Here is a 17,858-nt window from a genome sequence, read left to right on the forward strand (position 1 = left end):
CGGGCGCACCGCGGTGAGCGCGACCGCCCCCCGTGCGGGACGCGGTGGCCGGCTCAGACGTCCCGGGTCCTCAGGGACAGCGCGCCCAGGCCCAGCAGGACCGCGACCCAGGCGGCGAAGACGAGCGCGCCGGGCAGCGGCTCCAGGTAGGCCGGGGCCGGCGAGACGGAGGTCATCCCCGTGATCGAGTTGGAGAACCAGTACTCGCGGACCGTCTCCCCGCCCCAGGACTCCGGCACGAGCATCAGCAGCAGCGGGACGACGAAGATCGCGGCGATGATCGTGCAGATGGCGCCGGCGGAGTTGCGCATCAGCGCCCCCAGCCCGAGCCCGGCCAGGGCGAAGCCGACGATCATCACCACGTGGCCGAGGACGGCCCGCAGCACGCCCTCGTCGCCGAGGGAGACCCCGGCGTCCTGAGTGCCCAGCACCGCCTGGCCGAGGAGGAAGGCGGCGAGGACGGCCACGCCCGAGGCCAGCGCCACGGAGACGGCCAGCACCAGGGCCTTGGCGGCGTAGACGCCCAGGCGGCCGGGCGCGGTGGTGAAGGACGTGCGGATCATGCCGGTGGAGTACTCCCCGGCGATGACGATGACGCCGACGGCGGCCAGCACCAGGCTGGCGATCTGCGCGCCCTGCATCGAGGCGCCGGTGGCGTCCACGCCGGGCGGGCCGGGCGTGCGGCCGGGCGCGGGGTCGGCGATCGAGGAGGCCACCGCCCAGGAGAGCAGGGTGCCCAGCGCGACGATCGCCACGACGGACAGCAGCACCGTCACCACGACGGAGCGCACGCTCCAGAACTTGATCCACTCCGAGCGGACCAGGCCGGGGAAGGTCACCCGGTAGGGGGTGCCGGCGTACTGCGGGACGGTCTTGCTCAGGGACGCGGTCGCGCTGCTCACCGCGACACCTCCTCACGGGCGGGGGCGTGCGCACCGGCGGTCGCCGGCGGCGGGACGGGAGCGGCCGGGGCCGCGGGGGGCGTGGGGGACGCACCGGCGCCGGCGTGCGCCTGGTACTCCACCGCGTCGGCCGTCAGCTCCATGAACGCCTCCTCCAGGGAGGCCTTGACGGTGGTCAGCTCGTGCAGGGCCACCCCGCGCGCGGCCGCCGCGTCGCCGATGCGCTCGGCCGTCAGGTCCCGCACGTCGAAGGAGCCGTCGCCGACCGGGCTGATCCTGCCGCCGGCCGCGCGCACCAGCTCGGTCAGCTCGTCGACCTGCGGGGAGCGCACGACCACGCCGCGCGGCTGCACCCGGTCCACGAAGGAGCGCACGCTCTCGTCGGCGATGAGCCGGCCGCGGCCGATGACGACGAGGTGCTCGGCCGTCAGCGCCATCTCGCTCATCAGGTGCGAGGAGACGAAGACCGCCCGCCCCTGGGCGGCGAGGTCCTTCATGAGGTTGCGGATCCACAGGATGCCGTCGGGGTCCAGGCCGTTGACGGGCTCGTCGAACAGGACCGTCGAGGGGTCGCCCAGCAGCGCGGAGGCGATGCCCAGGCGCTGGCCCATGCCCAGGGAGAAGCCGCCGGCGCGCTTGGACGCGACCTCGCGCAGGCCCACGAGGTCGATCACCTCGTCGACGCGGCGGCGCGGGACGCCGGCCGTGGCGGCCATCGCCCGCAGGTGGTTCAGCGCCGAGCGGCCGGTGTGCACCGCCTTGGCGTCCAGCAGCGCGCCGACCGCGGACAGCGGCGCGCGCTGCCGGGTGAAGGGCACGCCGTCCACCAGGACGTGCCCGGCCGTGGGCCGGTCCAGGCCGACGACCATCCGCATGGTCGTGGACTTGCCGGAGCCGTTGGGCCCGAGGAAGCCCGTGACGATGCCGGGCCGGACGGTGAAGCTCAGGTCGTGCACGGCCACCTTCTTGCCGTACACCTTGCGCAGGCCGACCGCTTCGATCATGAGCTGGCCCTTCCGGGGTCGTGAACGGGACGGCCCCAGCCTGCCGCGCCCGCGCCGGCGCCGGCATCCACCGGGAGTCGCGGTGCGGGTACCCCCACCGGCGCCGCCGGGACGACGACGGCCGCGCCCCCCGTCGGTCGGGGGCGCGGCCGTGGTCAGCCGGGGGGCGCGGCGGGCTCAGCCCTCCTGGTGGGCGTCGTCGTAGGCCTGCAGCACGTCGGCGGAGATGCGGCCGCGGTCGGAGACGGTGTAGCCGTTCTCCTTGGCCCAGGTGCGCACGGCGCCGGTGTCGCGCGAGGGGCCGGAGGGGGTGGAGGAGGAGCGGCCCTGGGCGCGCTCGCGCGGGGCCGAGCGGCGCGAGGCGCCGGAGGAGCGGCCGCTGACCTTGCGGGCGTGGCCCACCCAGGTCGCCATGGCCTCGCGCAGGGCGCCGGCGTGCTCCTCGGACAGGTCGATCTCGTAGTCCACGCCGTCCAGCGAGAACGTCACCGTCTCCGCGGCGTCGCCACCGTCGATGTCGTCGACGAGCAGGACCTGGACCTTTTGAGCCATCGCTGGGAGCACCCTTTCGGGGTCGAATCGGGGCGCTCGCGGGAATGCGGCCGCCGAAGGGGAGTGTGGCGCCTTTCCCGCATTCTTGTCAAAAGGGCTTCAAGGCCCGCTCAGGAAGGGGAGCCGTCGTGCGGGGCCTTTTCCCGCTCGCGGTCGGCGCGGGCGCGCGCGGCGGCGGCGCGCTCCCTGCGGTCCGCGTGCAGGATCGAGCGCATCAGCAGCAGGAAGAGCACCAGCAGCCCGGCGGGGGGCAGCAGCGCGGCGAGGACGTCCACGGCCCCAGGGTACGTCCGGCACCGGGCGCCCCCGGCGGGGCGCCCGGTGCCGGCTCAGCGCGGCTTGACCAGCGGGAAGGTGATGGTCTCGCGGATCCCGAGGCCGGTCAGGGCCATGAGCAGGCGGTCGATGCCCATGCCCATGCCGCCGCAGGGGGGCATCCCGTGCTCCTGGGCGCGCAGGAAGTCCTCGTCGATGCGCATGGCCTCGTCGTCGCCCAGGGCGGCCAGGCGGGCCTGCTCGGTGAAGCGCTCGCGCTGCACGACCGGGTCGACGAGCTCGGAGTACCCGGTGGCCAGCTCGAAACCGCGCACGTACAGGTCCCACTTCTCCACCACGCCGGGCAGCGTGCGGTGCGCGCGCACCAGCGGGGAGGTTTCCACGGGGAAGTCGCGCACGAAGGTCGGGGATTCCAGGGAATCGGCGATGCGGTGTTCCCACAGTTCCTCGACGAGCTTTCCGTGGGTCCAGCGGACGGTGTCCACGGCGATTCCCAGGCGTTCCGCGAGGGCGATGAGGTGCTCGCGGGGGGTGTCCGGGGTGATCTCCTCCCCCAGCGAGGCCGACAGCGAGGGGTACATGGACAGGGAGGCCCACTCGCCGCCCAGGTCGTACTCGGTGCCGTCGGCCAGGGTGACGACCTGCGTGCCGAACGCCTCCTGCGCGGCGGTCTGCACCAGGGTCCGGGTCAGCTCGCCGATGGAGTCGTAGTCGCCCCAGGCCTGGTACGCCTCGAGCATCGCGAACTCCGGGGAGTGCGTGGAGTCCGCGCCCTCGTTGCGGAAGTTGCGGTTGATCTCGAACACGCGCTCGATGCCGCCGACGACGCAGCGCTTGAGGAACAGCTCGGGGGCGATGCGCAGGTACAGGTCGGTGTCGAAGGCGTTCGAGCGGGTGACGAACGGCCGGGCGCTGGCGCCGCCGTGCTGCACCTGCAGCATCGGGGTCTCCACCTCCAGGAACCCGCGGTCCTCCAGGGTGCTGCGCAGCGAGCGCACCACGGCCGAGCGGGCGCGCACGTTGGTGCGGGCCTGCTCGCGCACGATGAGGTCGACGTAGCGCTGGCGCACGCGCGCCTCCTCGGACAGCTCCTTGTGCAGCACCGGCAGCGGGCGCAGGGCCTTGGCGGCCATCGCCCACGAGTCGGCCATCACCGACAGCTCCCCGCGCTTGGAGGAGATCACCCGACCGCGCACGAACACGACGTCGCCGAGGTCGACGTCGGACTTCCAGCCGGCCAGCGCCTCCTCGCCGACGCCGTCGCGCGAGAGCATCGCCTGCAGGCGGGTGCCGTCGCCCTCCTGCAGGGTCGCGAACACCAGCTTGCCGGTGCCGCGCAGGAACACCACGCGCCCGGTCACGCCCACGACGTCGTCGGTCTCCTCGCCGGGCTGCAGGTGCGCCCAGCCCTCGCGCACCTGCGCCAGGGAGTGCGTGCGCGGCACGGCGACCGGGTACGCCTCCCCGCCGGCGGCGAGGATGCGCTCGCGCTTCTCGCGGCGGACCCGCACCTGCTCGGGCAGGTCCTCGAACCCCTCGCCCGCGTCCACCGGTTCTGCCTGCTGCGCCTCGCTCACCGCCCCAGGCTATCCGCGCGCGGGGGCGGCCCCGGACGCCCGCGCGCCCGGGAGGCCCCCGGTCCCCGGTCCCCGGTCCCCGGACCGGCGCCGGGCTCAGCCCCCGGCGCGGCCGACGACGAGGGGGACGTTGTCGATCAGGCGGGTGGAGCCCACCCGGGCGGCCACCGCCAGCAGCGCCTCGCCGCGGTGGTGCTCGGGCAGGTCCGCCAGGTCGTGCGGGTCGACCAGCGCCAGGTAGTCCACGCGGGCGGCGGGCTCGGCGACGAGCACGTCGCGCGCGGCGCGGCGCACCGCGCTGGGGCCCTCGGCGGCGGCGGCCGCGCCGGCGGCCAGGGCGCGCTGCAGCACGAGCGCGACCTCCCGGTCGAAGGGGGTGAGGTAGCGGTTGCGGCTGGACATCGCCAGGCCGTCGGGTTCGCGCACGGTGGGCACGGCCACGACCTCCACGCCCAGGTCCAGGTCGCGGACCATGCGGCGCACGAGCAGCAGCTGCTGGGCGTCCTTCTGCCCGAAGAACGCCAGGTCGGCGCGCGTCAGGTGCAGCAGCTTGGCCACGACGGTGAGCACGCCGTCGAAGTGGCCCGGGCGGCTGGCGCCCTCCAGCACCGCGCCCAGCGGGCCGGCGCTGACCCGCACGCCAGGGTCGCCGTCGGGGTAGACGACGTCGGGGCCGGGGGCGAAGACCAGGTCCGCGCCGTGCGCGGCGGCCAGGCGCAGGTCCTCGTCCAGGGTGCGCGGGTAGCGGGCCAGGTCCTCGTTCGGCCCGAACTGCAGCGGGTTGAGGAACACCGTCACCACGACGGAGGCGGCGCGCTCGCGCGCGGCGGCGACCAGGCGGGCGTGCCCGGCGTGCAGCGCGCCCATCGTCATGACGACCGCGACCGGCCCCTCCAGCTGCGCCCGGGCGGCGCTCAGCTCCGCCCGCGTGCGCGCGACGACCAGTTCACCCACGGTCCAGCTCCTCCCCGTCCCGGGCGCGAGCGGCCCGGTGGTCCTCGGCGGCCGCCACGGCCGCGCGCACGGCGCCGGCGGCCGCGGCGTCCAGCCGCCCGGCGGCCTGCGCGCGCTCGGCCGCGACGGCGGCCAGCCGCGCGTACGTGGCGGCGGTGCCCTCCCCCGCGCGCTCGGCGAGCACGCGCAGGTGGGCGGCGACGGTGCCGGCGTCGCCGCGCGCGACCGGCCCGGTCAGGGCGGCGCTGCCGGCGCTCAGCGCGTTGTCCAGCGCGGCGGCCAGCAGGGGGCGCAGCACCTCGGGCGCGGCCTCGCCCACGGCCCCGCGCGCGGCGTCCAGCGCCTGCGCGACGAGGGTGACCAGGTGGTTCGCGCCGTGCGCCAGGGCCGCGTGGTAGAGCGGGCGGTCCTCCTCGGCCACCGGCACGGGCACCGCGCCCCACTCGCGCACCAGCGCCTCGGCCACGGGCAGCAGCAGCGGCGGCACGGTGACGGCGACCGCGGCGCCGCGCAGGCGGCCCAGGTCCAGGGAGGTGCCGGTGAACGTCATCGCCGGGTGCAGGGCGGCGGGCATCGCACCGGCCGCGGTCAGCGGGGCCAGCACCGCGGTGCCGTGCAGGCCGCAGGTGTGCGCGACGAGCTGCCCGGGGCGGGCGGCGGGGGCCAGCCGCGCGGCCAGCGGGGCCAGGGCGTCGTCGGGCACGGCCAGCAGCACCAGGTCGGCGGTGAACGCCTGCGCGGGCTCGACCCACGGCACGCCCGGCAGCAGCGCCTCCACGCGCTCGGCGGCGGCGCGGGTGCGCGCGGCGATCCCGGTGACGCGGTGCCCGGCGGCGCGCAGCGCCGCGCCGAGCACGGGGCCCACGCGCCCGGCGCCGACGACGGCGACGTCCAGGCGGCCGGCGGAGTTCACCGCGGAACCCTAACCCCGCGCGCGGGCGGGCACCGGGGCGGCCCGGGCGGCGCCGGGGACGCGGACGCCCGCCGCGACCGGGTGGTCGGGCGGGCGTCCGGGGCGGGGTGCGTCAGCCGGCGAGGATCGCGGCCTGCTCGGCGCGCAGGGCGTCGATGAGCCGGCCCTCGGGCAGGACGACGTCGTCGTAGGTGAGGACCTCGTCCTTCTTCACGTCGCGCTTGAGGGTGCAGCCCTCGGCCACGCCCATGGGCAGGAGGTCCTGCGCCCTGGTCACCCCGTAGCTCTCGGCCACGCCGTAGGTGTCGTACCCGCCGAGGCGGTCGATCACCTTGCCGGCGCTCAGGTCGGTCTTGGCGGTGGTGACGACCTCGACCTTGACCTCGTCGCCCGGGACGATCGCGGCGTCGCGGAAGAGCACCGCGCGCGCCACGGTCAGCGGGACCTCGAAGTGGCACAGGTGGTACGGCGTGTAGAACGAGTACAGCGGTCCCTCGCCCAGCTTGTACAGGTTGAGGTAGTGCTGCTGCCTGGGGTCGTCGTGCGTGCCCAGGACGTACACGCCCGGGCCCGGCTTGGCGCCCACGACGTAGTCCACGACGCCGCCGAGCTCCTTGAGCCGCTCGACGTCGTACTTCCCCGTCAGCTCGTCGACGTGCCCGTGGTGGTCGGCGCCGCGCATGCCGCGCTGCTCCACCGTGAACCCGGCCGCGTTGGCGACGAGGGCCTGCTCGAACGACACCTTCGTGCCGTCGGCGAAGCTCGTCACCATGTACGGGTCCTGGCCCCACTTCCGCGCGAACCCCTCCTGGGTGGTGGGGTTGCGGTACTCGTCCTGCAGGCCCTTGATGTTGCCGGCCACCAGCGGCGTGACGCCGATGGAGCGCACGAAGCGCAGCAGGTTCATCTGCACGCCGGGCTGATCGCCGTCGGCGCCGGTGTAGACGACGCCGGCCTTCTCGGCGCGCTTGCGCAGCGCCAGGCCGGCGGTGCCGTCGACCTCGGCGTTGAGCAGCACGACGTGCTTGCCGGCCTCGATGGCCCGCACGACGACGTGGGCGCCGTACTCGGTGTTGCCGGTGGCCTCCACGACGGCCTCGACCTGGCCGGCGTCGACGACCGCCTCGTACGAGGCGGACACCACGGGGCGGCCGGCGGAGATCGCGCGGTCCACCGCGGCGGCGTCGTCGGCCTCGACCACGCCGGTCAGCCCGGCCTGCTCGTAGGCGTCGCGCGCCTTGGACACGGTGCGGTTGGCGATGGCGACCAGGTCCATGCCGGGCACGGAGTTGACGACCTGGTTGACCACGCCGCGGCCCATGAACCCGGCGCCCACCAGGGCCACGCGGATCGGGCGGCCCTCGGCCTGGCGCTGCTTGAGGGCGTTGTCGACGATGATCACGACAGCACCGCCCCGTCGGCCAGCAGCGTCCAGCTCTCGTCCTTCTCGCTGATGACGGCCACGTCGCGCGCCCAGGGCAGCGCCAGGTCCGGGTCGTCCCAGCGCAGGCCGCGCTCGGTGCCCGGGGTGTACTTCTGGCTGACCTGGTACACGACCTCGGCGCCGTCGGTCAGCGTGAGGTAGCCGTGCGCGAAGTACGGCGGGACGTACAGGGCGCGGCGGTTCTGCGCGCTCAGCTCCACGGCCACGTGCTTCAGGTACGTGGGCGAGCCGGGGCGCAGGTCGACGATGACGTCCTGGATGGCGCCGGCGGTGCAGCGCACCAGCTTGGCCTCCGGGGCGGGGTCGACCTGGGTGTGCATGCCGCGCAGCGTGCCCGCGAGGTGGTTGTACGACAGGTTGCACTGCTCCACGGCGGGCACCAGCCCGGCCGCCTCGAACTCGTCGCGGCAGAAGGTGCGGGCGAAGAACCCGCGCTCGTCGGCGCGCTCCTCGAGGTCGACGATCGCGACGCCCTCGACGTCGGTGGTGGTGATCTTCACGCGGCCGAGCCCTCCGAGCCGGCGAAGCTGCGCCAGAAGAGGTCCTTGTCGAGCTGCTCGGTCTTGATGAGGTGCTCCAGCTGCTTCAGGCGGGTGTGCCCGCGGCCGGTGAAGGTCTCCCGGTCCAGGTCGATGGCCCGGAAGACCTCGACGAGCTGGGCGGCGCCCTTGTCGGCGTCCCAGTCGCAGGAGAAGCCCGGCAGCGCGGCGTGGATCTTGTCGAAGTTCACCTTGTAGCTGCGGTTGTCGCCGTTGCTCTGCCCGAAGGTGACGCGCGCCTCGGGCAGCGCGCGCCCGACGGCCTCGGCGATCTCGCGCACGCGGTAGATCTGCTTGGAGTCGCCCACGTTGAAGACCTGGTTGTGGACCGCCTCGCGCGGGGCGTCGAGCACCGCGCGGATCGACTTGGCGATGTCCAGGCCGTGCACCAGCGGCCGCCAGGGCGAGCCGTCGGAGGTCATGGCGATCTCGCCGGTGGTGTACGCCAGGCCCGCGAGGTTGTTCAGCACGATGTCGAAGCGCTGGCGCGGCGAGGCGCCGTAGGCGGTGGCGTTGCGCATGAACGTCGGCGAGAAGTCGTCGTCGGCCAGCGGGGCCACGTCGCGCTCGACGAGCGCCTTGCACTCGGCGTAGGCGGTCTGCGGGTTCACCGGCGAGGTCTCGTCGACGGTGTCCTCGGCCACGCCGTACACCGAGCAGGAGCTCATGTAGACGAAGCGCTGCACGCCGGCGCGCTTGGCGGTCTCGGCCAGGCGCACCGAGCCCTTGTGGTTCACGGTGAACGTGACGTCGGGGATGAGCTCGCCCAGCGGGTCGTTGGACAGCTCGGCCATGTGCACCACGGCGTCGGCGCCGGCGAGGTCGGCCTCGGTGACGTGGCGGATGTCCTTGGCCAGGGTCTCCACGGAGGCGGAGACGCCGTTGTACAGCCAGCCGTTGCGGTAGTAGCCGGTGTCGATGCCCAGCACCGAGTGGCCGGCGTCGAGCAGGGTCGGGGCGAGCAGGCAGCCGAGGTAGCCCTCGGTGCCGGTGACGACGATCTTCACGGGTGGTTCTCCGGTTCCTCGGTGCTCAGTCTTCCCAGGTCTTCCACGGGGCCTTGCCGGAGTCCCAGAGCTTGTTGAACTCGGTCCACTCGCGGAAGGTGTCCATGCCCAGCCAGTAGCCCTCGTGCTGGGAGACGGTCAGCTGGCCGTCGCGCGCCACGCGCTGCAGCGGGGCCTGCTCCAGCATCATGTCCGGGTCGTCCTCGAGGTACTTGTCCGCGAACGCGCGGTCGAAGACGAAGAACCCGCCGTTGACCCAGCCGTCGGCCAGGGTCGGCTTCTCGTTGAACTCGGTGACGGTGTCGCCGGTGACGTGCATCTCGCCGTAGCGCGAGCTGGGGTGCACCGCGGTGACGGTGGCCAGGCGGCCGCCGGCCTCGTGGTCGCGCAGCGTCTTGGCGATGTCGACGTCGCCGAGGCCGTCGCCGTAGGTCAGCAGGAACTTGTCGGCGGTCAGGTGCTGCTCGACGCGCTTGATGCGGGCCGCGGTCGCGGTGGTCAGGCCCGTCTCGACGAAGGTGATCTCCCAGTCCTCCTGCACACCGTTGGTGTGGTAGGTCGGGGCGTCCTGCGAGGAGAGGTTCAGCGTGAAGTCGCCGGCGTTGATCCGGTAGTCCAGGAAGTAGCGCTTGATGAGGTCGCTCTTGTACCCCAGGCACAGCACGAACTTGCGGAAGCCGTGCGAGCTGTAGAGCTTCATGATGTGCCACAGGATCGGCCGGCCGCCGATGTCGACCAGCGGCTTGGGCAGCTTCTCGCTGGCCTCGCGCAGCCTGGTGCCCATGCCTCCGCAGAGGATGACCACCGGGATCTCGGACACGGGCGTCGCAGCGCTCATCGTCAGTTGTTCCCCCACTCGATCCGACGGACGTCGACCGGCCGCCGCGGGTCGCGGCGCCTGGACAGGTGGGGGCAGCACTCGGAGACGCTCACCGGCCGCGGATCGAACCCCCCACGAATTCGCGCCGCCGGATCCCCGTCGAGGTGCGTGCCGAGGCTACTACAGGCCCTCCAGCACGGAGCGTGATATGCGGTTCTGCCCGGCAAGACTCCCCGTCCGGGGGTACGGCGGGCCGAACCCTTCACGCAGCGCTGCTCACAGGTGACGCAGCGACGTGGACGGCGGCGGCGGACGCCCTCCCGGCGGGGGCCCACCGCCCGGCGGTGCCGCACCCGCAGGGCCTACCCTCCTGCTGTGGGCCGCTTCGAGAACGTCGCCACGCTCGCCCGCCCCTTCGAGGGCTCGGTCGCGGTGGACCTGGCCTGCGGCACCGGCCGCACCACCCGCGCCCTGCTGCACGCCCGCCCGCGCCTCGTGCACGCCGTCGACGTCGGCTCCACCCTCGACGACGACCTGCTCCTCGACGAGCGGGTGCGCGCCCACATCGCCGACCTGGAGGACCTCCCCCTGGAGGACGCCGCCGCCGACGTGGCCGTCTCCCTCAACGCCGTCGAGCACCTGCACGACGTCGACGCCCACCTCGCCGAGGTGCACCGCGTGCTGCGCCCCGGCGGCACGGCCGTGCTGGCCCACTCCGACTGGGACACGGCCCTGTTCACCAGCGACGACGACGCCCTCACCCGCACCCTGCTGGACCGCTTCGTCGCCCACGCCCCCGCCGGCGGCTCCCCCGTGGACGGCTTCGCCGGCCGCAAGCTGCTGCGGCACGCCGCCCGCAGCCCCTTCACCGTGGAGTCCGTGCACTCCTGGGCCGACCCGCACCGCCGCTTCGACGAGGGCTCGGTGGCCTGGAAGGTCGCCACCGGCGTCCTGGCCGCCGTCGCCGACGACCCGGGCCTGGCCGCCCGCGCCGCCGGCTGGATCGAGGACCTGCGCCGCAGCGCGCGCGCCGGCGAGTTCCTCTTCACCGTCACCGACGTCGCCGTCGTCCTGCGCAAGGGCTGAGCGCCCCGGCGCCACCCCTCCCGCGCCACCCCTCCGGCGCCACCCCTCCGGTGGCGGCACCGCGGGGCGCGCGAGAACGTTCCCCCACGGACAGCACCGCACGCACCAGGAGGAGGCGGTAGCAGTGGCCGGAGGGCTGCTCGGCAAGGTGACGAAGTTCCTGTCCACCCCGCAGGGGCGCAAGCTCACGCAGGAGGCGACCCGGCGCGCGCAGGCGGCGGCCAAGGACCCCGCCACGCGGCGCAAGATCGAGTCCGTGGTCGGCCAGCTGCGCGGGCGCGGTTCCGGGGGCGCCCCCCGCTGAGGCCGCCGCGGGACGGGACCGCACGGGCGCCGCACGACCCTCACGCTTGGTTAGAGTCGTGCGGTGCCCACCCCCGCCCGCCCGGCCCTGCACCTGCCCGCCTGGGCGCGCTCCCCCGCGACGCTGCGCACCGAGGTCCTGGCCGGCCTCGTCGTGGCCCTGGCGCTGGTGCCCGAGGCGATCTCCTTCTCCCTCGTCGCCGGCGTGGACCCGCGCGTCGGGCTCATCTCCTCCTTCGTCATGGGCGTCGTCACCTCCGTCGTCGGGGGCCGGCCCGCGATGATCTCCGCCGCCACCGGCGCCGTCGCCCTCGTCGTCGCGCCCCTCTCGCACGCCCACGGCGCCGGGTACCTGGTCGCCGCGATCCTGCTCGCCGGGGTCCTGCAGATCGCCCTGGGCCTGCTCGGCGCCGCCCGCCTCATGCGCTTCGTGCCGCGCAGCGTCATGACCGGCTTCGTCAACGCCCTGGCGATCTCCATCTTCCTGGCCCAGCTGCCCAACCTGCGCGGGGTCGGCTGGCAGGTGTGGGCCGTGCTCGCCGCCGGCCTCGCCCTGCTCGTCACCGTGCCGAAGGTGCTGCGCTCGGTGCCCGCGCCGCTGGTCACCGTCGTCGCCCTCACCGCCTTCACCGTCCTCGCGGGCGTGCACGTGCCCACCGTCGGCGACGAGGGCGCCCTGCCGCGCACCCTGCCCGCCCTCGGCCTGCCCGACGTGCCCCTCACCCTGGACACGTTGCGCACCATCGCCCCCTACGCCGTGGGCGTGGCGCTCGTGGGGCTCATGGAGTCCCTCATGACGGCCACGCTCGTCGACGAGATCACCGACACCCGCTCCTCCAAGACCCGCGAGTCCATCGGCCAGGGCACCGCGCAGATCGCCACCGGCCTCTTCGGCGGCATGGGCGGCTGCGCCGTCATCGGCCAGACCATGATCAACGTCAAGGTCTCCGGCGCCCGCACCCGCCTGTCCACCTTCCTCGCCGGCGCGTTCCTGCTCGTGCTCGTCGTCGGCCTCGGCGACGTCGTCGCCCGCATCCCCATGGCCGCGCTCGTGGCCGTGATGTTCCTCGTCTGCTACGGCGCCTTCGACTGGCACAGCGTGCGCCCCTCCACCCTGCGCGCCATGCCGCGCAGCGAGACCTCCGTCATGCTGCTCACCGTCGTGATCGTGCTGCTCACCCACAACCTCGCCTACGGCGTGCTGGGCGGCACCCTGCTGGCGTGCGTGCTCTTCGCCCGCCGCGTCGCGCACCTGGTCACCCTCACCAGCGACCTCGACGCCGACGGCGGCCACCGCACGTACCACGTGCACGGGCAGCTCTTCTTCGCCTCCTCCGGCGACCTGGTCGGCCAGTTCGACTACGCCCGCGACCCGCGGCGCGTCACGATCGACTTCAGCGACGCGCACGTCTGGGACGCCTCCAGCGTCGCCGCCCTCGACGCCGTGCGGCAGAAGTACGCCGCCCGCGGCACCGAGGTGGGCATCGTCGGCATGAACGCCCCCACCGCGGCCCTGCACGGGCGCCTGGCGGGGCGGGCCACCGCCGAGGGCTGAGGGGTCCTCCGGGGCCTTCCGGGTCCACCGGGTCCACGCGGGGTCGGGTTCCGCGGCCGGGACCGGGTCGGTGCGCCGGGCTCTCCGCCCGCGACCGGCTGCAGCTGCGCACCCGGGTGCGTCCGGCGGGCTCCGGACGCCCGGCACCCCGTCCCGTCCCCATCCGCTCAGGACGTCCGCCCGTGCTGCTCGCCCCGTCCTGCGCGAGCACCGCGGAGGGCGCGGGTCCGGCGCGGGGAGGGGTCGGGAGCACCGGGTGGACCCGGCAGCGCGCGGGACGGTGCCAGCGGACAGCGGGGACGCGCGGCTCGGCGGGAGCGGGAGGGGGGCGGTCGCGGGACCCGACCACGCGCGGAGCCCGCCGAGCACCCGGGCGGGTGCGGGGCCGGGTCCGCGCGGGGCTCAGGCGGGAGGGGTCCCCGTCATCCAGCGCTCGGGGCCGGCGACCGCGCGGGCGGCGCGCGCGCGCAGGGACTGCTCGGTCAGCAGCCGCGCCGCGACCGGCGCCGCGAGGTGCCGCACGCGCGGCTCGACGGGCCCGGGGGTGGAGTGCAGCGCGACGCTGGCCAGGCCGAGGCGGCGCTGCAGCGGGCCCTGCACGGCGCCGAGGCTCTGGGTGCGCGCGTGCGGGACGACGTCGAGGCAGCGCTCGACGCGGCCGCTGCGGGCCAGCAGGGCGTGCCCGGTGACGAGGTAGCCGTGGCGGCGCCAGGCGACGGGGTCGAGCCAGCGGGCCGCGCGGGGCGCGGGGGTGTACCCGCCGTCGCCGCCGCGGCCGGTGAGCCCGGCGCGCACGCCGTCGAGGGTGCCGTCGCCGTCGGTGCCGGGGGCCATGCCGGGCAGCACGACGGCCAGCAGCCGCAGCAGCTCCTCCTCGGTGCCCACGGGCAGGACGGTGGTGGCCTCCTTGGCGTCGTCGCCGCTGGAGCCGCCGTAGCCGGCGACGTTGACCTGCACGCGCCACCAGCCGGGGCGGCGCCACAGCAGCGGCTGGGTGATGCGCAGCGCCTGCACGCGGCCGGGGGGGACGGTCTGCGAGCGCTGCTCGAGCAGGCCGTGGCTCAGGCGCAGCCCGTCGGGGGACTCCGCGACGGTGAAGTTGAAGCCGCGGCTGAAGCGCTGCCAGGCGGCGGAGCCGACGCCCAGGGCGCCGGGCAGGGCCGCCACGAGGGGGGTGGCGCTGCCGGCGGCGACGGCGCCGACGACCAGGCCGACGGCGGCCAGGAGGACCAGGACGGTGCCGGCCGAGCGCAGCGCGGCGAGCACGACGCGGCGCGGGGGGACCTGCACGACGGGCCGGTGCGGGGCCTCGGGGGCGGTGAGGGCGCCGCGGCCGTCGTCGTCGAGGTCGACGCCGGCGGCCGCGGCGAGCAGCGCGTTGCGCACCCGCTGGGCCTCCTCCTCGCGCAGGTACGCCAGCGAGACCTTGCTGCCGGAGCCGCCGGCGACCTCCAGGCGCAGCTCGGCGAGGCCGAGCAGGCGGCCGAGCAGGGGGCGCACGACGTCGACGGCCTGGAGGCGGTCGAGCTGGGCGCGGCGCTCCTGGCGCCACAGGACCCCGCGCTCGACGTGCACGGCGCGGGCGTCGATGCGGTAGCGGGTGCGGCGCCAGGCCAGGGCGCTGTAGACGGCGCCGACCACGGCGATGACGAGCAGGCCGCCAACCAGGACCAGGGCCAGCACCCAGGCGGGCACGTCGGCGCGCACGACCTCGTCGGCGTTCTGCACGACGACGACGGTGAGGACGGCGGCGACGATCTTCCAGGCGCGCAGCAGGGGGGTGATCGGGTGCAGGCGGCGCCAGCCGGGGTCGTCGAGGACGGCGCGGGTGGGGGCGTCCAGGCGGGCGGCGACCTCGGGGGGCACCACGTCCGCGGCGGGCCCGCCGTCGGGCGCGGGCCCCTGCGCGGGCGGCGGGACGGCGGTGCTCACAGCCCCGCCAGGCGGGCCTGCCCGCGCTCGGCGAGCCGGTCGCGCAGGCGGGCGGCCTCCTCCGGGGGCAGGCCGGGGATGGCGGCGTCGCTGTCCGGGGAGGCGGTGTGCAGCTGCACCTTCGCCAGCCCGAAGCGGCGGTCCACGGGGCCGGCCTCGACGTCGACGTACTGCAGGCGGCCGTAGGGCACCACGACGAGGGTCCGGAAGAACAGCCCGTGGCGCACGAGCAGGTCGTCGTCGCGCTCGGCGTACCCCCAGGCGGGCACCTGCCGGCCGCTGAGCCACCACCCCCAGGCCCACAGCGCGGCGACGGCCAGGGCGCCCAGCGCGATCCACCACGTCAGCCAGAGCGCCAGGGCGAGCAGCACGAGCACCAGCGGCGCGCTGGTGAGGGTGTTCACCGTGCGCTGGGAGGTGACCAGGCGCGGGGACACCCGCCGCCAGGTCACCCCCGGCGGCTCGAACGGGTCCACGGGGGCGCCGGGGCCGCCGGGGCCGTCCGCTCCGCGGTCCCCCTCGCGCCCCGTCCCGCTCCCCGCCTTCTCGTCCACGCCGCCAGCGTGCCAGACGCGTTGCGCCGCGACGCCGCGTCGGCGAGGCTCCCGGTGTGATCGACGAGGGCGGGACCGGTCCGGGTGCGCAGCTGGACGAGGAGCCGGCCATCCGCTTCGAGGGGGTCGGCAAGCGGTACCGCGACGGCACCGAGGCGGTGCGCGAGCTGACGATGGACGTGCGCCGCGGCGAGCTGGTGGCCCTGGTGGGCCCCAGCGGCTGCGGCAAGTCCACGATCCTGCGGATGGTGAACCGGCTGGTGGAGCCCACCAGCGGGCGCGTCGTCGTCGACGGGCGCGACACCGCGCACGTGGACGCGGTGGAGCTGCGCCGGGGCATCGGCTACGTCATCCAGGCCGGCGGGCTGTTGCCGCACCGCTCGGTGCGCGACAACGTCGCCACCGTGCCCAAGCTGCTCGGCTGGGACGCGCGGGCGCGCCGCGCGCGCGCCGACGAGCTGCTGGAGCTGGTGGGCCTGGACCCGCGCGTGCACGGGCGCCGCTACCCGCGCGAGCTGTCCGGCGGGCAGCAGCAGCGCGTGGGCGTGGCGCGCGCGCTGGCCGCGGACCCGCCGGTGCTGCTGCTGGACGAGCCGTTCGGCGCGGTGGACCCGGTGGTGCGCGACCGGCTGCAGTCGGAGTTCCGGCGCCTGCAGACCGAGCTGGGCAAGACGGCGCTGTTCGTCACCCACGACCTGGACGAGGCGGTGCGGATGGCCGACCGCATCGCGGTGCTGTCCACCGGCGGGCACCTGGAGCAGTACGCCGCGCCGGGCACGCTGCTGTCGCACCCGGCCACGGAGTTCGTCGTGGAGTTCGTCGGCTCCGACCGCGGGCTGCGCCGCCTGGCGGTGACGCCCATCCGCCCGGAGGACCTGGAGGTGCCGGCGACGCTGGCGCCCGGGGACGGCGTGGCCTACGCCGCGACGGCGCTGGAGGTCGACGGCCGCTCCTGGGGCGTGGTGCTGGAGCCGGACAGCCGCGAGCTCGTGGGGTGGGTGCCGCGCGGCGCGCTCACCGAGGCGATGCGGCGCGGGGACCGCGCCGGGCGCGTGGCGGACTGGACGCAGCCGTTCCCGGTGGTGGTGCAGCGGGCGGAGACGATGCGCAACGCCTTCTCCACCCTGCTGGGGCAGGAGCTGCGGTTCCTGCCGGTGCTGGAGGGCACCGAGTTCCTCGGCGTGCTCACCCCCGACGTGGTGCACACCGCCCTGCGCGGCGCCGCGCCGGCGGCCGACGGCACCGGCGCGGCGTGAGCCGTCCGCGTCCCGCGATCCGTCCGCGTCCCGCGGGCCCTCCGCGCCGGCGGTGAGGGCCGGGTCGCTGCTGCGCGCGCCGGCGCTGCTGTACGGCGCGGCCGCCACCGCCACCCTCGCGGCGGTGGCGGTGCTGGGCGACGGCACCGCCTACACGTACGCGGCGGCGCTGCTGGCGTTCTGGTGGCTGCCGCCGGCGCTGCTGGTGGTGCCGGTGGCCGTGGCGGCGCGCGCGTGGGGGGTGCTGGCCTCGGTGCTGGTGCCGGCGGTGGCCGCCGGAGCGCTGCTGGGCCCGTACGCGCTGCCCGGCCGCGGCGGCGGCGCGGCGGACCTGCGGGTGGCCACGTTCAACACCACGGGCACCCGCGGCCTGCAGGGCCTGCGGGCGCTGGTGGACCAGCACCACCCCGACGTGCTGCTGCTGCAGGAGGTCGACCCCCGCGCGCGCGAGGGGCTGGAGGCGCGCTACCCGCAGTACGCGCACCGCTGGTACGGCGGGCTGAGCAGCACCGCCGACGGCGCCGACGGCGACGCGGTGTGGTCCACGCTGCCGATCACCTCGGCCACGGCCGTGGACGGGCTGCCGGCGGGGGCGCGCCCGGCCAGCGTGGTCGTGCTGGACGCCTCCGCGCGCGGCGGGCCGCGCGCGCTGCCGGTGCTCTCGCTGCACCTGGCCTCCCCGTGCCTGGCGTGCACGCCCGGGGACCGCGCGGCCAACCCCGCCGGCGGCACGGCCGAGGCCGCCCGCACCCGGGTGGCCGAGGCGCGCCGCTACGCGGCCGTGGTCCGGGAGCTGGGCGCGCGCGGGCCCGTCGTCGTCGGCGGCGACATGAACTCCTCGGACCTCAACGAGCCGCTGCGGGTGCTGACCGGCGACGGCCCGGACGGCGGGGGGCTGACCGACGTGCACCGGGCGGTGGGCACCCGCCCGCAGCTCACGCGCGGCTCGAACCCGGGTTTCGCCCGGGTCGACGTGGTGCTGGCCGCCGGGCTGGAACCGGTCGCCGACGCCGAGGGCGCCGCCGGCGGCAGCACCCACTCCCCCGTGGTGGCGGACCTGCGCTGGCGGCGCTGACGCGCGGGGCGACGCGGCAGTGGCGCTGCGGCGCCGGCCGACCGGCGGGCACCGTCGCGGCCCCTCCTCCGGGTGCGGGCTCAACCACCTCGCTCCAGACTGGCCGCGG

General features: G+C 75.8%; 18 protein-coding genes. 5 read left to right on the forward strand and 13 right to left on the reverse strand.

All coding sequences use genetic code 11. The annotated features are described in order from the left end of the window. Positions 1 to 53: 53 nt before the first annotated feature. From ACRYR7_RS09815 to ACRYR7_RS09865, 11 genes are all read right to left on the reverse strand, one after another. Entirely contained in the window at positions 54 to 902 is an 849-nt protein-coding gene (locus ACRYR7_RS09815; protein WP_432571901.1) for an ABC transporter permease subunit, read from the reverse strand. After that, positions 899 to 1,906: an ATP-binding cassette domain-containing protein gene (locus ACRYR7_RS09820; RefSeq protein ID WP_432571902.1), complete on the reverse strand. Its 1,008-nt coding sequence runs from the start codon at positions 1,904 to 1,906 to the stop codon at positions 899 to 901. Before ACRYR7_RS09820 ends, ACRYR7_RS09815 begins: the two co-directional genes overlap by 4 nt. Before the next feature lie 177 nt (positions 1,907 to 2,083). Beyond that, on the reverse strand, positions 2,084 to 2,458 hold the full coding sequence (locus tag ACRYR7_RS09825; RefSeq protein ID WP_432571903.1) for a histone-like nucleoid-structuring protein Lsr2: 375 nt from the start codon (positions 2,456 to 2,458) through the stop codon (positions 2,084 to 2,086). 110 nt (positions 2,459 to 2,568) lie between these two features. Continuing rightward, a complete protein-coding gene (locus ACRYR7_RS09830) occupies positions 2,569 to 2,733 on the reverse strand; it encodes a hypothetical protein (protein ID WP_432571904.1) in 165 nt (54 codons plus the stop codon). 54 nt (positions 2,734 to 2,787) lie between these two features. Next, entirely contained in the window at positions 2,788 to 4,311 is a 1,524-nt protein-coding gene (gene lysS / locus ACRYR7_RS09835; RefSeq protein ID WP_432571905.1) for a lysine--tRNA ligase, read from the reverse strand. A 96-nt stretch (positions 4,312 to 4,407) separates the two neighbouring features. Continuing rightward, entirely contained in the window at positions 4,408 to 5,265 is an 858-nt protein-coding gene (gene panC / locus ACRYR7_RS09840) for a pantoate--beta-alanine ligase (RefSeq protein WP_432571906.1), read from the reverse strand. Continuing rightward, positions 5,258 to 6,178, reverse strand: a complete 921-nt coding sequence (locus ACRYR7_RS09845; RefSeq protein ID WP_432571907.1) for a Rossmann-like and DUF2520 domain-containing protein — start codon at positions 6,176 to 6,178, stop codon at positions 5,258 to 5,260. Before ACRYR7_RS09845 ends, panC begins: the two co-directional genes overlap by 8 nt. A 112-nt stretch (positions 6,179 to 6,290) precedes the next feature. Beyond that, positions 6,291 to 7,580: an NAD(P)H-dependent oxidoreductase gene (locus ACRYR7_RS09850; protein ID WP_432571908.1), complete on the reverse strand. Its 1,290-nt coding sequence runs from the start codon at positions 7,578 to 7,580 to the stop codon at positions 6,291 to 6,293. After that, the gene (gene rfbC, locus ACRYR7_RS09855; RefSeq protein ID WP_432571909.1) at positions 7,577 to 8,122 is read right to left on the reverse strand and encodes a dTDP-4-dehydrorhamnose 3,5-epimerase; all 546 of its coding nucleotides are present in this window, start codon (positions 8,120 to 8,122) and stop codon (positions 7,577 to 7,579) included. Before rfbC ends, ACRYR7_RS09850 begins: the two co-directional genes overlap by 4 nt. Beyond that, positions 8,119 to 9,168 carry an NAD-dependent epimerase/dehydratase family protein gene (locus ACRYR7_RS09860; protein ID WP_432571910.1) on the reverse strand — a complete coding sequence of 350 codons (1,050 nt, stop codon included), beginning with the start codon at positions 9,166 to 9,168 and terminating at the stop codon, positions 8,119 to 8,121. The genes rfbC and ACRYR7_RS09860 overlap by 4 nt, the downstream gene beginning before the upstream one ends. 25 nt (positions 9,169 to 9,193) lie before the next feature. Continuing rightward, on the reverse strand, positions 9,194 to 10,006 hold the full coding sequence (locus ACRYR7_RS09865) for a glucose-1-phosphate cytidylyltransferase (RefSeq protein WP_432571911.1): 813 nt from the start codon (positions 10,004 to 10,006) through the stop codon (positions 9,194 to 9,196). Positions 10,007 to 10,363: 357 nt separating this feature from the next. Between ACRYR7_RS09865 and ACRYR7_RS09870 the strand changes: the two genes are divergently transcribed. The 3 genes from ACRYR7_RS09870 (at position 10,364) to ACRYR7_RS09880 (ending at position 12,932) form a co-directional block, all read left to right on the forward strand. Beyond that, positions 10,364 to 11,074 (forward strand): methyltransferase domain-containing protein, encoded by a 711-nt coding sequence (locus tag ACRYR7_RS09870; protein ID WP_432571912.1) that lies wholly within the window; start codon positions 10,364 to 10,366, stop codon positions 11,072 to 11,074. Positions 11,075 to 11,198: 124 nt separating this feature from the next. Then, the gene (locus ACRYR7_RS09875; protein ID WP_432571913.1) at positions 11,199 to 11,378 is read left to right on the forward strand and encodes a hypothetical protein; all 180 of its coding nucleotides are present in this window, start codon (positions 11,199 to 11,201) and stop codon (positions 11,376 to 11,378) included. A gap of 63 nt (positions 11,379 to 11,441) precedes the next feature. After that, positions 11,442 to 12,932, forward strand: a complete 1,491-nt coding sequence (locus ACRYR7_RS09880) for a SulP family inorganic anion transporter (RefSeq protein WP_432571914.1) — start codon at positions 11,442 to 11,444, stop codon at positions 12,930 to 12,932. A gap of 402 nt (positions 12,933 to 13,334) precedes the next feature. Here the strand turns inward: ACRYR7_RS09880 and ACRYR7_RS09885 are convergent, their stop codons facing one another. After that, complete coding sequence (locus ACRYR7_RS09885) at positions 13,335 to 14,864, reverse strand: PH domain-containing protein (protein WP_432571915.1); 1,530 nt, start codon at positions 14,862 to 14,864, stop codon at positions 13,335 to 13,337. Then, complete coding sequence (locus tag ACRYR7_RS09890) at positions 14,861 to 15,418, reverse strand: PH domain-containing protein (protein ID WP_432571916.1); 558 nt, start codon at positions 15,416 to 15,418, stop codon at positions 14,861 to 14,863. Before ACRYR7_RS09890 ends, ACRYR7_RS09885 begins: the two co-directional genes overlap by 4 nt. Before the next feature lie 56 nt (positions 15,419 to 15,474). Between ACRYR7_RS09890 and ACRYR7_RS09895 the strand changes: the two genes are divergently transcribed. Together ACRYR7_RS09895 and ACRYR7_RS09900 are read left to right on the forward strand one after the other, a co-directional pair. After that, positions 15,475 to 16,674 carry an ABC transporter ATP-binding protein gene (locus ACRYR7_RS09895; RefSeq protein ID WP_432571917.1) on the forward strand — a complete coding sequence of 400 codons (1,200 nt, stop codon included), beginning with the start codon at positions 15,475 to 15,477 and terminating at the stop codon, positions 16,672 to 16,674. A gap of 52 nt (positions 16,675 to 16,726) precedes the next feature. Further along, positions 16,727 to 17,749: an endonuclease/exonuclease/phosphatase family protein gene (locus ACRYR7_RS09900; protein ID WP_432571918.1), complete on the forward strand. Its 1,023-nt coding sequence runs from the start codon at positions 16,727 to 16,729 to the stop codon at positions 17,747 to 17,749. Positions 17,750 to 17,858: the final 109 nt, after the last annotated feature.

This window comes from Kineococcus gurbantunggutensis (assembly GCF_050871925.1).
In the GTDB taxonomy this organism is placed as follows: domain Bacteria; phylum Actinomycetota; class Actinomycetes; order Actinomycetales; family Kineococcaceae; genus Kineococcus.